The organism is Ruegeria sp. CDSA079 (assembly GCF_059612245.1).
The window spans coordinates 1-14,183 of the sequence record NZ_JBXWQF010000030.1; the positions used below are offsets into that span (position 1 = coordinate 1).

Sequence of the window (14,183 nt, forward strand, 5' to 3'; positions counted from 1 at the left end):
ATGGCTGATCCCTCCCTTTAGGAAGAATTGAATCAGCAACTTACCAACCGATCAAGCCCGAGTTTTTCAACAAAATATGGCCCATCCTCACCTTTCCCAAGTGCTTGTAGGAGCGGTTAAAGTCAGTTTTGGATCTCAATCTTGGCTTTCCTACACAAATCAAAAAACCCGCTGACCAAACAGCGGGTTTCTTTTCAGTCTTTGCGAAAGTTGGATCGTCAGCCCTTTTTCAGAACTTCACGGCCCAGCAATTCCGCGATCTGCACCGCGTTCAGGGCTGCACCTTTGCGCAGGTTGTCCGAGACGCACCACAGGTTCAGACCGTTTTCCACGGTTGAATCCTGACGGATACGGCTGATGAATGTGGCGAAGTCGCCCGCGCATTCGATAGGCGAGACGTAGCCACTGTCTTCGCGCTTGTCGATCACCATGATCCCGGGCGCTTCGCGCAGGATGTCGCGGGCTTCGTCTTCGTCCAAGAATTCCTCGAACTCGATGTTCACGGCCTCAGAGTGGCCGACGAAAACAGGAACGCGGACGCAGGTGGCCGTGACCTTGATCGACGGATCGACGATCTTCTTGGTCTCGACAACCATCTTCCACTCTTCCTTGGTCGAACCGTCTTCCATGAAGACGTCGATCTGCGGGATGACATTGAACGCGATCTGCTTCTGGAATTTCTTTGGCTCAACATCGGTCGTCGGGTTGTAGATCGCCTTGGTCTGATCCCAAAGCTCATCCATGCCGTCTTTGCCAGCGCCGGAAACCGACTGATAGGTCGATACGACCACGCGCTTGATCCTGGCGCGGTCATGCAGCGGCTTCAGCGCGACAACCATCTGCGCGGTCGAGCAGTTGGGGTTGGCGATGATGTTCTTGTTCTTGTAGTCGTGGATCGCCTCGGGGTTACATTCCGGCACGATCAGCGGAATCTCGGGATCATAGCGATAGAGCGACGAGTTATCGATCACCACGCAACCTGCCGCAGCCGCCTTGGGGCCATAGGTTTTGGTCGCGTCCGAGCCGATGGCGAACAGCGCCATGTCCCAGCCGGTGAAGTCAAAAGTGTCGATGTCCTGGGTCGTCAGTGTCTTGTCGCCAAAGCTTACTTCGGTCCCCAGCGAACGACGACTTGCCAGAGCGGCAATTTCATCAACCGGGAACTGGCGTTCCGCCAGGATGTTCAGCATTTCGCGGCCCACGTTACCCGTGGCGCCGGCGACAACGACGCGATAGCCCATTTCATGTCTCCAAAGTTAAGGACGCGCGTTCATAGCTGCGTTGCGGCGAAGAAAAAAGGGCTTTCGGCGCTGATTTGATAGTTTGACGTCGAATTGAGGCGCTTCAGGTGCTCAGAAGACGCTTGTAGAGTGTAACCAATGTCTTTGCTTCACCCTGAATATCGAAATTCTGTTCGACATGGGTACGGGCGGCCTGACCGGCCTGCGAAAGGGAATCACGGTTCTCCAGCATGTCCGCCGCCGCGTCGGCCAGCGCAGGAATGTCGTCGGGGGCAACCACCCGCCCCAGCGAGGGGTCGGTCACGATCTCGGAAAACGCGCCAACGTCTGTTGCCACAACCGGGACGCCGCAGGCCATCGCCTCGAGCGGGGTGAGCCCGAACCCTTCCCACCGTTGCGGTGCGATAAACAGGTCCAGTACCTGATACCATTCGGCAATCTGATCGACCGTGACCTCGGGCATGAAAAGGATGCGATCAGACAGCCCCGCCTTTGCGACCTTGTCTTTCAGCTCGGCAAGGAATGTGGCGTGTTTCTCGGTGGCCCGACCCATGACGATACCGGACACAGTGTCGAACCGCCCACATAAATCGATCATCGCGTCGACAAACGCGTCTGTGCCCTTTTGATGCCGGATACGCCCGTAGCATCCCAACAGCAGCCCATTTGGCAGACCCAGTTTGGCCCGCACCGCTGCCTTGTCCTGAGGGGGCACAAAATCCTCAAGGTTGATACCATGCATGACAACCTGCGCGTCGCGCTCAAGATACCCGGCAGTTTTTTGGGATGTCGCCACAATCGCGTCCATCTTGCCGATCAGCCATTTTGTGTAGCCTGTGTGGGGGCGTTGGGATGCACTGGTAAACAGCAGTTTGAGCTTCAGGCGGAACATGTGGCGCAGGATCAGGCCCAGAAGCATCTCGGTGTTGCGGCGCGCGTGCCAGACTCGCGTTGTACGGCGCGACAGAAAAGGCAGGCGGCCCAATGGGATATGCGGGATGTCGGCAGGCAGACCCGGACCCGTGGCTGCGATGTCGATTGATTGTGCCTGCAGCGGAACCAGCCTTGCGATGGTTGCGGTCACGCCCGAAAGCCTGCGTTTCAGATTTGGGGCTATGACGACGGGATCTTTCACCGGGCTCTCCTGATGGCTGCTTCAGTCGACACTATCCCGGCTGAATAGATAGATCACGCAACCAATGGCAAGCGATATGGCAAAAAAACCGAATATCGCCGTGTAGGGTGCGGTTGATCCTGTCTGGGCGGTGGCAGCATGAATGCGGCCGGTGACGAACTGGGCAACGCCCGCACCGCCGATCCCGAACAAGTTCAACAGGGTCACGCCGCGGCCAACGAGATGTGGCGGCACAAAGGCCCGGCCATGCGCCATAATGACGGGAAAGCTGGCCCCGACAAATCCAATGATGGCCAGCAGAAGAACCGAAAGCCAGATAGCGTTGTCAATCCACAAGCACAGCAGCGTCAGCGCAACGGCCCCTAGGGCGTTGCCTGCGAAAATGACCCATTTCCGTGTACCGAACACGCGGTCCAGCGGCCCGTAGACAAAAGTGCCAGCGATCATCGCTGTTCCCATGACCAGCGTCGCGGTGCCGATCTGAGTTGTGCTGAGACCGAAGACATCGTTCAGATAGGGCCCTGCCCAAAGTCCGCGTAACGCTGCGGAAGGCGCGTAAGCAACCATCATCAATGGCAGGATCAGCCATAGGGCGGGCTCCTTCAACAGGTCCAACAGTGAGCCCTTGTTTTCCGTTTCGACCTTTTCCGGATCGTGCACGATCAGCAAAATGCCCAAAGCGATTGCAGCGGAAATCACTGCCAGCCCGACCATCGTTGCGCGCCATCCCATCCATTCGACCGCGAGCGCCGTGGGGTAGGATGCTACGAGGTTGCCCACCGAACCCACACCCAACATCACAGCCGCCAACGTGGCAAACCGCGCCGGCGGATATTCTCGGGCAAAGATGAAATACGAGGCCATCAGGACCGGAGAGCATCCGACACCGATCAGGCCCATTGCGATGCTGATATGCAGCGGCGTGGATGCGATGGCAAAAACCGCAGCCCCGCCAGCGCCACCAATCAGCAACAGAACCGCCGTGGTCAGTCGGGGACCAACCTTGTCCAGCGCCCAGCCCACCGGGATTTGCATTGCCGCAAACACCAGAAACCAAAGCCCAGACGCAAAGGCCAGATCTTCGGGTGTTGCTCCGATATCCTTTTCCAAATCCAGGCTGAGAACAGCCAGAAACGCGCGGAAAAACTGGCTGAGCACATAACCCAGGCATAAAACCACCAAACCAGCCTGCATGATCCGCCTCTTTTTTGCGCGCCTCAGGAAAAGGCTTGGCATGTCGTGATGCAACGCACAAGCATGTGTACTATGTTTCAATCACAGGACCCGGACCGTTTTCCATCTAGTATATCTGGAGCATTGATCTTGAGGGGGGACCATGAAAGACCTCCAGTCCGCGTTTTATGAAAATCTTCCCCTGTTGCGGGAATTTACTTTGTTGGCGGATCCAACGAAGTTTTCGACTATGCCGGATGACTGGGTTCTGGGCATTGCTGACATTGTCGATTCAACTGGCGAAATCGCGCGAGGCAGATACAAGACCGTCAACACGGTTGGGGCCGCCGTGATTTCAGCCATGATCAACACCATGAATGGCAAGCTGTTTCCTTATGTCTTCGGCGGGGATGGCGCGGGCTTTGCGGTTCCGCCCAGCCAGGTTGAAGCGGCGCGCGATACTCTGGCCGCCCTACGGCGTTGGGCGGAGGAAGAGTTTTCCATGTCCCTGCGTGCGGCCTTGGTATCAGTTGCCGAAATCCGAGCCGCTGGCCGGGACCTGCGCGTGGCCCGATATGCACCGTCGACCGGCGTGGACTATGCGATGTTTTCAGGTGGCGGGCTGGCCTGGGCCGAAGCCGAGATGAAAGCAGGGCGAAGTATGGTTGAACCTGCAGAACCGGGGGCGCTGCCGGATTTGACGGGCCTGTCGTGCCGGTGGTCCAACAGCACGGCGCGACATGGTCAGATCGTCTCGTTGGTTGTTCAACCCACCGCATCGGCCACGGAACGCGATTTTGCCGATCTTGCGCAATCCGTACTGTCCGCGTCAGAAGAGCTTGAGCGTGCAGGTCATCCCGTGCCCGAGAACGGCCCACCCATGAAGTGGCCGCCTCCGGGGCTGGACATTGATGCGCATGTATCGCGCAACGGGCGGCATATGGGACTGCAAAAGATTGCCCTGCTGTTTCAGAACCTTCTGATCGCGATTCTGTTCAAATCGGGCAAACGCATGGGACAGTTCGAGCCAGAGCATTACAAGCATATGGTCAGCAGCAATGCGGATTTTCGCAAATTCGATGACGGTTTGAAGATGACGCTGGATTGCGATCCGGCGACGTTGAAAAAGATCGAACACATGCTGGAAGAGGCGCGGGCACGCGGCAAGATCAGGTATGGTTTGCACGCCCAGGACGAGGCAATGATGACCTGCATCGTGCCCTCTGCCACACGGGATGACCATGTGCATTTTGTTGACGGGGCTTCGGGTGGCTACGCGCAGGCCGCGGCTGCCATGCGCAGCTGAAGGGTCATGGCGCCTTCCACCGCGCAACCAGTGATCGCGCCGATTGCGCCAACAGCATAACGTCGATTCCAACGGCCAGGAATTGCGCACCCATGTCCAGATAAGCCTGTCGGGCTTCATCATTGACGGCGAGGATGCCAGCCGCTTTATCGGATGCCTTGATCCGCGCCAGCGCGTCAGCGATCACCTCGCGCATCTCGGGGGCGGCGCTGTTGCCTTGATAGCCCATATCGGTCGACAGATCGGCGGGGCCGATGAACACACCATCCACGCCCTCGACCTGCAATATATCATCCAGGGCAGCCAATCCGGCGCGGGTTTCAACTTGCAGCAACAGGCAGATTTCCTGATCCGCCGTTTGGATGTACTCCTCGACCGATCCATACATCGTGGCCCTTGACGCCATCGCGCCCACGCCGCGCGCGCCGGTCGGAGGATAGCGACAGGCGCGGACCAGTTCCCGCGCCTGTTCCGCGCTTTCCACAATCGGAACCAGCACGGTCTGAGCGCCTGCATCCAAGACCATCTTGATCAGCCAGGTCTCGCCAACCGGAAGCCGAACCACCGGATGCGACGGGCTGGCCGCCAAGGCCACAAGCTGATCCCGGATTGAGCGGATGTCATTAGGGGCATGTTCCCCATCTATCACCAGCCAATCGAAACCGGCTGTGCCCATGATTTCGGCCGTTATGGGTTCTGCAAAGCTCATCCAGCACCCAATCTGGGTTTTTCCCATTTTTAGAGCCGTCTTGAAGGGGTTTTCCGGGGCAGCCATCTGATCTCCCTTTGTTGCGTAAGATATGGTGCGCAAAGACCTCATGCCAGGCCTCCACTGCATCTTCTTTGATGGTGGTGAATTGTCCAGCCTGAAGGCGGAGCTTTCTAATTGGTTTTATTGATGTTGCGGCAAAGCCTGCAGGCAAAAGTGGTCGGGAACTTTGATCGGAAGAGAGGTTCGCTTGCGAAAATCCTGAATTTCAGTGATAATTTTCCTATGACCGACGATCTTCCTCTGACGTCGCGATCTTTGCCCATTGCGCTGTTGCGGGCGCGGGAAAAGGTTATGGGACCCATTCGTGCAATGCTGGCTGACGCCGGTGTCACCGAACAACAATGGCGCGTTTTGCGGGTGCTGAACGAGGAAGGTCCACAAGAGCCGACACATATCTCTGATCGTGCCTGCCTGTTGCTGCCCAGCCTGACGCGCATATTGCAGAAACTGGAACAACGCGGTTTGATCTCGCGGCGGTGCCACCCGGCAGATCGTCGTCGCCAGATTGTCGAGATCACCGCAAGCGGTACCCAGATCATTCGTGCCAATCTGTCTGCAAGTATCGCCCAGGCAGAACGCATTCGGTCCCAGCTTGGTCCGGAAAAGCACGAGCTTTTGCTGGATCTTCTCAATGACCTGAAAGATCTCGACGCCTGATCCACGGTTTTAGTGAATTCGCACTTCAGGGACCCCGCCGGAGAGTTTAGGGGGATTCTCCGACGGGGCGGCCAGACTCGTACTGGATCATGTGCCTGGCCCGAGGCCGGTTGCGTCACGTGTAGCCTGACGGTCCGACCTGCGCTTCGGAGTGTGTGCCGAGTCAAAACAGACTCTAAACAAGGCATATTTCCCGGGGGGCGGGCTCATGCCTTTGCTCTCCGAAATAGATGTTGCCAAGTGCCGACCGATGGATCGTTTGCAAGTGGGGCCCTGAAGTCACCTCGGCGGGTTCATTCACCAAGTGTGTGCGTTTGGCTTCACTGAGGCCGTGTTGTCGGCTGCAACATCACGTATGTAATGACATAGCTCAACTTATGCCTGAGCCAAGTCGCGTTTGTTCTTCCTCTGACGAGGCCATAAAGGCGGAAGTGAATTTGCTTTGAAACGGACATTGCACTGCACATCGGAATTGGGCGGGTTCGCGCTGAAACACCGCCAAAGCTTTGGCGAAATCTGGCGTGTTTTCCGGTATTGCTGATCGGACCAGCGGTCGTAAGATGAACCAGTAAAATAGTCAGAGAGCACTATGTAAAACAGTCTGTTTTCCCTTCCAGACCCCATCACTATTCCTGTTGTCGGTATCCCGGCAGAGTATCCCGTTGGTCGCATTTTTTGCGTTGGCCGAAACTATGCGGCCCATGCGGCCGAGATGGGGAATGAGGCAGACCGCGAAGCACCGTTCTATTTCACCAAGTCCGCCGCAATTGCGGTTCTGTCCGGGGCAACGGTTCCGTACCCTGCCGGGACCGAGAACTATCATCATGAAATGGAATTGGCACTGGCGATTGGAAAACTGGTTTTCCGCGCCAACCCTGAGCAGGCTTGGGACGCGGTCTATGCGTATGGCTGCGCTCTTGATATGACCCGGCGCGACTTGCAGATCCGAGAGCGGAACAAGCACAGGCCCTGGGATCTGGGCAAGGATGTCGAAAACGGTGCTGTATTTGGTCCGCTCACCCGGGCAGAAGATTGGTCCCCGGACGAGGGCAAGCATATCCGTCTGCGCGTTAATGATGAGATACGGCAGGACGCGACGCTTGAGGAGTTGATCTGGAAGATTGACGAAGTCATCTGTCATCTGTCCGGCTTTTGTCATTTACGCCCCGGCGATCTGATCCTGATCGGCACCCCCGCCGGTGTTGGGCCGGTTGTGGCGGGGGATGTTCTGAGCGGTGAGATTGACGGGCTCACACCAATTCAACTGACGCTCACGGATGCAAAATAGACCCTATTTAGGATCTTTCAGCCAATCTTTGGCAAACTCGACATGTGTCACGCCCGCCAGTCGACGCACCCGGTCCAACTCGGCGTTCAGGCGTCGGGTGCGGGCGTCGGACCAGCGCACTTTGCGTTCGGGCCACAGAGCTTTGACACGTAACACGTCGCGATCACGATGCGCTTTCATGTCGATCCGGCCAATCAAACGATCACCTTCGAGCAGCGGAAACACATAGTAGCCATAGCTGCGCTTGGCCTCCGGTACGAAGACCTCAATGCGATAATGAAAGCCAAACAACCGCTCAGCCCGGTTGCGGTCGCGCAACATGGGGTCAAACGGACTGAGCACGCGGATGCGCCCCGGTGGCTGGGATAGGTTGGCTTTCTTGTCCATCAAGTCCGGGCGGGCAAAGACCTTTCGGATGCGTCCATCCGCACAGGTGATCTCAAACTCTTCGATGTCGCCCCTATCCAATGCCGTCACGCACCAGTCTTTGGCTTCACCGACGCTGACCGTGTCCCAGAACGCAGCCAACTCGCCCGAAGTTGCAAATCCAAGCCGGTCTAGGGCCGCGTTGCACAGCCAATCCACGGTCGCCTCTGCGTCGCACGGCATGTTTCCCGGACAAAGCTGGGTTTCAATGACCCGCTCAGTCAGATCATAGCGTTTCTGGAATCCGTCACGGCCGACAACAGTAAGAGCCCCGGAACGCCACAAAAACTCCAGGGCGGTTTTTGAGGGGTGCCAATCCCACCATCCGCCCGAGCCCTTCTTTTCATCCTTGCCCACATCCGAGGAGGACACCGGGCCGTTGTCGCGGATGTGCTGTAACACCGTTTCAAACTGCTGCTCGAACCCGTCCCGTCGCCAGTTCTTCCACCGCGCTTTCAGCAGATCCGCATCGCGCTGAAAGCGCAGATGCCAGTGCGGGTAGAACTCCATCGGGATCACGGCCGCATCATGCGTCCAATGCTCGAACAGTTCTTTTTCCCTTTCATAGAGCCTTTTGAGGTTTTCGCTGCGATAGCTGGGCCTGCGCGAAAACAGGATCAGGTCATGCGCACGGGCGACCGTGTTGATGCTGTCGAGTTGCACAAACCCCAACCGCTGAATCAGATCCAGCAGCGCACTGCCTTTGGCCTCACCCGAAGGCTGTTCCGCCAGCGCATGGCGGTCCATGAAAACGGCCCGCGCTGTTCGATTGTCGAGCCGTTTTAGGGTTGCCGTCATCGCCGTTTCAGGGTGTCGCCAAAGCTGATCTTGGGGGTCAGCGTCACGCGCGTTTCAATCTCAGAATCGGGATCTTTCAGGCGCTCGGCAATGATCTGGGCTGCCTGACGACCAATGTCGAGACGGCAGGCATCCATCGTTGCAAGTTTGCGTGGCAGGCCCTGCAACAGTTCGACATTGTTGAACCCGGCCAAGCCGATTTGACCCGGAATGTCGATACCCTGCTCCAGAAGGTACAACAAGCCACCCGCACCGATCATGTCATTGGAATAATACAGGAAATCCAGATCGGGAGAACGCTCCAGCATGGCCTGTGTCATCTCGCGACCCTTCGCCAAGGCCGACCCACCGGAATAAAACTCGCGGTCTTCGATCTCGATCCCGTGTTTGCCCAGTACTTCGGTGAAACCTTCGAACCGTTTGCGTGCGCGGTGATCCAGCGGCATTTTGGTGCCCATGAAGCCGATATGCTGATACCCGGCTTTCAGGATCGCCTGCGCCATTTCGCGACCGGCGCGGCGGTGCGAGATACCTACCATCGCATCCACGGGTTTGCCGTCGGTGTCCATGATCTCAACCACTGGAATGCCTGCCGAATCCAGCATGGCGCGCGCGGCTTCGGTATGTTCAAGCCCTGCAATGATCACGCCTGACGGCCGCCACGAGAGCATCTCGTAAAGCACCTTTTCCTCTTTCTCAGGCAGGTAATCGGTGACGCCAACCACAGGCTGCAGCTCAGTATCTTCAAGCACCTGATTGATGCCGGTCATCACCTCGGGGAACACCATGTTTGAAAGCGACGGGATGATCACAGCGACCAGATTGACCCGGCTGGACGCCAGCGCGCCGGCGATCTTGTTGGGGACATAGCCAAGCTCTTTGGCGGCGGCCAGAACGCGGGTGCGGGTGGCGTCTGACACATCCCCCCGATTCCGCAAAACCCGGCTTACCGTCATTTCGGATACTCCAGAAGCCTCGGACACATCGCGAAGGGTAAGCGGGCGTTTGGTTTCACTGTTCACGGGAGGCACCTGCGTTGTTGTTTTGCCCGATGGTAGCGTGAACAGGTCGGCGTGTACAACAATTGTGCAAAGGCGATGACAACCCGAAAAATCCCGGTTACAGAAGGCGCAACGCGGCCCCGTGGCTCAACTGGATAGAGCAGCCCCCTCCTAAGGGGCAGGTTGCAGGTTCGAATCCTGCCGGGGTCGCCAAGTTTACCTTGTTAGTGGTTCTTGAAAACGCGCGCGTGTGCGGTTGGCAAAAGCTACAAGGGACAACATCACTGGTACTTCGACCAGAACCCCCACAACGGTCGCCAACGCCGCGCCGGAATTCAGACCGAACAAGCTGATCGCAACGGCCACAGCCAGCTCGAAGAAGTTCGACGTTCCGATCATGGCACAGGGGGCTGCGATCCGATGAGGGACTTTCAGCAGGTAAGCGGCGCCGTAGGCTACGGCAAAAATACTGTAGCTTTGGATCAGAATGGGCACGGCGATCAGCACGATGACCATCGGTCTGGCCAAAATCGTCTGCCCCTGCAGGCCGAACAAGATAACCACTGTCGCGATCAACCCTATTACAGACCATGGCTTCACCCGGGCCGAGAAGGATTCAATTGCCTGTTTAGAGCCTAAAACACGACGGGTAATCAGTCCGGCAATCAGCGGCAGTACGACATAAAGAACCGTAGCCAGAACCAGCGTCTGCCATGGAACCTCAATATCGGTGACGCCCAGCAAAAATGCTACGATCGGGGCAAAGGCCACGACCATGATCAGATCATTGACTGAGACCTGAACCAGCGTGTAGGTCGCGTCGCCTTTGGTGAGTTGTGACCAGACGAACACCATGGCGGTGCAGGGCGCGGCCCCCAACAAGATCAGACCAGCCGTGTATTGGGCAGCGTCTTCAGGCGCGATCCAGAGCGCGAAGACATAGTCAAAGAACAGAACGGCCAGCAGCGCCATGGTGAAGGGCTTGACCAGCCAGTTCACCACCAGTGTCACAATCAAACCGCGTGGCTGGCGGGCAACCCCGGCGACTGCGCCGAAATCGACGTTGACCATCATCGGGTAGACCATCGCCCAGATCAGCGCGGCGACAACCAGGTTGACGCTAGCGACTTCGGCCCCCGCGACCAGTTGCACCAAGCCCGGTGCGGCTTGTCCGATCAGGACGCCACCGATCATGGCAAGCGCAACCCAGACTGTGAGATATCGTTCGAAAATGCTCATGAAAGCGCCTTGTAAGGTTGATCTGTGAGTTTGCCGGACGTCAGCGCGGCAAGGGCAACCATAACGGCTGCGGTACCGAGAACCATGGGTAACCCCCCGATCTGATAGGTCAGGCCGGACAGTACGGTTCCAACCAACCGACCCGCCGCATTCGCCATGTAGTAAAAGCCAACATCCATCGTCACGCGCTCAGACCGGGTGAAGGCCAGAATCAGATAAGAATGCAGTGATGAGTTGATCGCGAAGATGCCACCGAAGATCAGCAAGCCAACTACAAGCGTTATGGTGAGCCAAGTCTCTGGGCTATCTGACAGCAAAACAACCAATGTTAGAGCAGCGGGAACACAAAATAAGATGGCCGCCCAGCTGCGCGCGGCACGGATCAGATCACTTTCGGTTCGGTCCCTTGCACGCAATATCTTCGGCGCGCTGGCTTGCACTGCGCCGTAGAGGATGACCCATACCGCCATAAATGTCCCGATCATGAAGAACGCGGTCCGATTGCCCTCTTCTGTGCCGTCTGACAGGACCGCGTAAAAATAGACTGGGATGCCAACCACAAACCAGACATCTCGTGCGCCGAACAGAAAGACGCGCGCCGCAGACAACCAGTTCACATTGGCGGATTTCGAAAAAACCTCGGAAAATTTTGCGCCTTTGCGTCCCTTCGGCAGGCCCGCCGGCATGAACAGGATAACTGCGAACAGGATCAACGCCAGAACGGCTGCCATGACAAGGATTGCCGTCATGAAGCCCAGCGTTGCCAGCATGGCCGCCCCCAACAGGAATCCCAGCCCTTTGACCGCGTTTTTCGATCCCGTCAGGACCGCAACCCAGCGAAATAAACCACCGCCTTCGGTCGGAGCCAACAGCTTGACCGACGACTTCGAAGACATCTTGGCCAGATCCTTGGCCACTCCGCTGGCTCCTTGCACCATCATCACAAAGGTGACCGAAGCTGCGACGGTCCAGTTCGCGTCAAGCTGCGTCATCGCGAGCAGCGCCACCACCTGCAACCCCAGCCCCGCATAAAGGGTCGAGGTCAATCCGAACCGCGCTGCTATCCAGCCTGCGGACAGATTGGTGACAATCCCGGCGATCTCATAAAGTACAAACAGATATGCCAGCTGAACCGGAGAGAAGCCCATGGTGTGAAAGTGCAGCAATACCAACATCCTGAGTGCACCGTCGGTCAGCATGAAAGCCCAATAGGCCGCCGTAACCGCGATATAGGCCGACAGTCCTTCGGGCCGCTGTGTCACAGCGATGACCCTACCATCAATGCGACATCCACCAGTCGATGCGCATAGCCCATCTCGTTATCGTACCACGCGTAGATTTTCACCTGCGTCCCGTTCACAACCATGGTCGACGGTGCATCGACAATCGAAGAGCGTTCGTCATTGGTATAGTCAGTCGAAACCAAGGGGCGGGTTTCATAGCCCAGAATGCCCTTCAACTCACCCTCGGCGGCGGCTTTGAAGAAGGCGTTGACCTCTTCAACCGTTGTTTCGCGCTCCACTTCGAACACGCAATCGGTCAATGAGGCGTTCAACAGCGGCACCCGTAACGCGTGACCGTTCAAGCGTCCCTTGAGTTCCGGATAGATCAACGTGATGGCGGTGGCCGAGCCGGTGGTGGTCGGGATCAGAGAATTCAGTGCTGATCGCGCGCGCCGCAAGTCTTTTGCAGGCCGGTCAACGATCGTTTGCGTGTTGGTCACGTCGTGGATCGTGGTCATCGACCCGTGGCGGATACCCAAGTTCTCGTGAATAACCTTGACCACCGGCGCCAGGCAATTTGTTGTGCAGGAGGCCGCCGTCACGATCTTATGGGTCGCTGGATCATAGGTGCTGTCATTCACACCCATGACGATATTGGCCGTCGGGCCGTCTTTGACCGGGGCTGAGACAACAACCTTCTTAACCCCAGCATCAAAGTACGGAGCCAGCTTGGCCTCGGTCTTGAACACGCCGGTGCAGTCGATCACCGCGTCGACACCGTCCAGCGGCAGTGCGGTCAGGTCTTTTGTACCTATGAAGGGCAGGCGGATTCCATTTACTGTGACGCTGTCAGCATCATGGCCGAACTCTGCGTCCCAGCGCCCATGCACTGTATCGAACTCCAGCAGATGCGCGTGCATCTCTGGATCACCGACGGCATCGTTGATCCAGGCAATATTTGCACCCCGTTCCAGCAAAGGCTTCAGGGCCAATTTTCCCACCCGGCCAAGGCCGTTCAGTGCATAAGTCGTCATTTCGTGTCCTCGAGTGGCGCCCGCCCGATTTCGTCGACGGCCGATTGCAGTGCGATCCGGTCAAGACTTTCGACCGGCAAAGATGTGAAGGCTTGAATCCGACGCTTCAGCCCGCCGTAAGCGTTTTGGAAGGCCAGGCTTTTCTCGGCGTCGGTGCCTTCCGTTTTGACCGGATCAACCATCCCCCAGTGTCCACTGATCGGTTGGCCGTCCCACGCCGGGCATTCTTCGTTGGCGGCCTGATTGCAGACCGTAAAAACAAAATCCAGATCAGGCGCGTCCGGTCCCGAAAACTCGGATACATTCTTCGATCGCAGCACCGAAGTGTCATGCCCCTTGTTTTGCAGAACCTGAACAGCAAACGGGTTCAGTTCGGAAAATGGCCGCGTTCCGGCGGAAAAGACGTTGAACCGATCGCCGCCGATGTCCCGCAGCAGGGATTCAGCAAAGATCGAGCGGGCGGAATTGCCCACACAGATGAACAGCACATTGAACTTCCGGTCAGTCATGGTGTCACTTCCCTTGGTTGAAGGCATGCAAAGATCAGGTCGGCCACGGCAGCAGTCCACAATCAGGAAATCGAGCATTTGCTGCACGTTCTTCATTTCAATCGAATAGAGCAGAGACGTCCCGGATCGCTCCTGCTTGACCAGCCCTGACCTTTGCAACGCATTCAGATAGTTCGACATGGTGCTGGGTTTGACACCCAGCTCTGCCGCCAGTTCGCCTGCGGGAACAGTGTCAGGAAACCGTCGCATTAACATGCGAAACACGGTGATGCGTTGCGGGTGGCCAAGGATGGCCAGTTGATCGGTAATCTCTTTTATCATATTTCATGAAATATTGAAATAATGAAACTGAGTCAATTCGACTTCGGAACCGTTACAAAA

At 57.1% G+C, this 14,183-nt stretch carries 13 protein-coding genes and 1 tRNA gene; 4 read left to right on the forward strand and 10 right to left on the reverse strand.

Translation table 11 applies throughout. The features are described 5' to 3' along the window. Window positions 1-218 precede the first annotated feature (218 nt). From AC2FJZ_RS20530 to AC2FJZ_RS20540, 3 genes are all read right to left on the reverse strand, one after another. Window positions 219-1,241 carry an aspartate-semialdehyde dehydrogenase gene (locus tag AC2FJZ_RS20530; RefSeq protein WP_496779970.1) on the reverse strand — a complete coding sequence of 341 codons (1,023 nt, stop codon included), beginning with the start codon at window positions 1,239-1,241 and terminating at the stop codon, window positions 219-221. A 103-nt stretch (window positions 1,242-1,344) separates the two neighbouring features. Next, window positions 1,345-2,376: a glycosyltransferase family 4 protein gene (locus tag AC2FJZ_RS20535; protein WP_496779971.1), complete on the reverse strand. Its 1,032-nt coding sequence runs from the start codon at window positions 2,374-2,376 to the stop codon at window positions 1,345-1,347. A 21-nt stretch (window positions 2,377-2,397) separates the two neighbouring features. Next, window positions 2,398-3,570: an MFS transporter gene (locus AC2FJZ_RS20540; protein WP_496779973.1), complete on the reverse strand. Its 1,173-nt coding sequence runs from the start codon at window positions 3,568-3,570 to the stop codon at window positions 2,398-2,400. A 142-nt stretch (window positions 3,571-3,712) separates the two neighbouring features. Between AC2FJZ_RS20540 and AC2FJZ_RS20545 the strand changes: the two genes are divergently transcribed. Next, window positions 3,713-4,855: a DUF3095 domain-containing protein gene (locus AC2FJZ_RS20545; RefSeq protein ID WP_496779975.1), complete on the forward strand. Its 1,143-nt coding sequence runs from the start codon at window positions 3,713-3,715 to the stop codon at window positions 4,853-4,855. Window positions 4,856-4,859: 4 nt separating this feature from the next. Here AC2FJZ_RS20545 and AC2FJZ_RS20550 read toward each other — a convergent pair whose 3' ends face one another. After that, window positions 4,860-5,630, reverse strand: a complete 771-nt coding sequence (locus AC2FJZ_RS20550) for an HpcH/HpaI aldolase family protein (protein ID WP_496779977.1) — start codon at window positions 5,628-5,630, stop codon at window positions 4,860-4,862. A 219-nt stretch (window positions 5,631-5,849) separates the two neighbouring features. On the opposite strand from AC2FJZ_RS20550, the gene hpaR reads away from it, so the two are divergent. Together hpaR and AC2FJZ_RS20560 are read left to right on the forward strand one after the other, a co-directional pair. Continuing rightward, entirely contained in the window at window positions 5,850-6,284 is a 435-nt protein-coding gene (hpaR, locus tag AC2FJZ_RS20555; protein WP_496779978.1) for a homoprotocatechuate degradation operon regulator HpaR, read from the forward strand. 601 nt (window positions 6,285-6,885) lie between these two features. After that, window positions 6,886-7,572, forward strand: coding sequence for a fumarylacetoacetate hydrolase family protein (locus tag AC2FJZ_RS20560; protein ID WP_496780017.1), 687 nt, complete (start codon window positions 6,886-6,888; stop codon window positions 7,570-7,572). A gap of 3 nt (window positions 7,573-7,575) precedes the next feature. Here AC2FJZ_RS20560 and AC2FJZ_RS20565 read toward each other — a convergent pair whose 3' ends face one another. Beyond that, on the reverse strand, window positions 7,576-8,796 hold the full coding sequence (locus tag AC2FJZ_RS20565) for a winged helix-turn-helix domain-containing protein (RefSeq protein ID WP_496779979.1): 1,221 nt from the start codon (window positions 8,794-8,796) through the stop codon (window positions 7,576-7,578). After that, entirely contained in the window at window positions 8,793-9,818 is a 1,026-nt protein-coding gene (locus AC2FJZ_RS20570) for a LacI family DNA-binding transcriptional regulator (RefSeq protein ID WP_050604554.1), read from the reverse strand. The genes AC2FJZ_RS20565 and AC2FJZ_RS20570 overlap by 4 nt, the downstream gene beginning before the upstream one ends. A gap of 115 nt (window positions 9,819-9,933) precedes the next feature. Between AC2FJZ_RS20570 and AC2FJZ_RS20575 the strand changes: the two genes are divergently transcribed. Then, a tRNA-Arg gene (locus tag AC2FJZ_RS20575) sits at window positions 9,934-10,010 on the forward strand. A gap of 3 nt (window positions 10,011-10,013) precedes the next feature. Here AC2FJZ_RS20575 and arsB read toward each other — a convergent pair. Genes arsB through AC2FJZ_RS20595 form a run of 4 tightly spaced genes read right to left on the reverse strand, consistent with a single transcriptional unit; the run spans window position 10,014 to window position 14,123 of the window. Further along, window positions 10,014-11,036 carry an ACR3 family arsenite efflux transporter gene (gene arsB, locus AC2FJZ_RS20580; RefSeq protein ID WP_496779981.1) on the reverse strand — a complete coding sequence of 341 codons (1,023 nt, stop codon included), beginning with the start codon at window positions 11,034-11,036 and terminating at the stop codon, window positions 10,014-10,016. Further along, the gene (gene arsJ, locus AC2FJZ_RS20585; protein ID WP_496779982.1) at window positions 11,033-12,298 is read right to left on the reverse strand and encodes an organoarsenical effux MFS transporter ArsJ; all 1,266 of its coding nucleotides are present in this window, start codon (window positions 12,296-12,298) and stop codon (window positions 11,033-11,035) included. Before arsJ ends, arsB begins: the two co-directional genes overlap by 4 nt. Beyond that, entirely contained in the window at window positions 12,295-13,293 is a 999-nt protein-coding gene (locus AC2FJZ_RS20590; RefSeq protein ID WP_496779984.1) for an ArsJ-associated glyceraldehyde-3-phosphate dehydrogenase, read from the reverse strand. Before AC2FJZ_RS20590 ends, arsJ begins: the two co-directional genes overlap by 4 nt. Continuing rightward, the gene (locus AC2FJZ_RS20595; protein WP_496779986.1) at window positions 13,290-14,123 is read right to left on the reverse strand and encodes an arsenate reductase/protein-tyrosine-phosphatase family protein; all 834 of its coding nucleotides are present in this window, start codon (window positions 14,121-14,123) and stop codon (window positions 13,290-13,292) included. The genes AC2FJZ_RS20590 and AC2FJZ_RS20595 overlap by 4 nt, the downstream gene beginning before the upstream one ends. Between the last annotated feature and the right edge of the window lie 60 nt (window positions 14,124-14,183).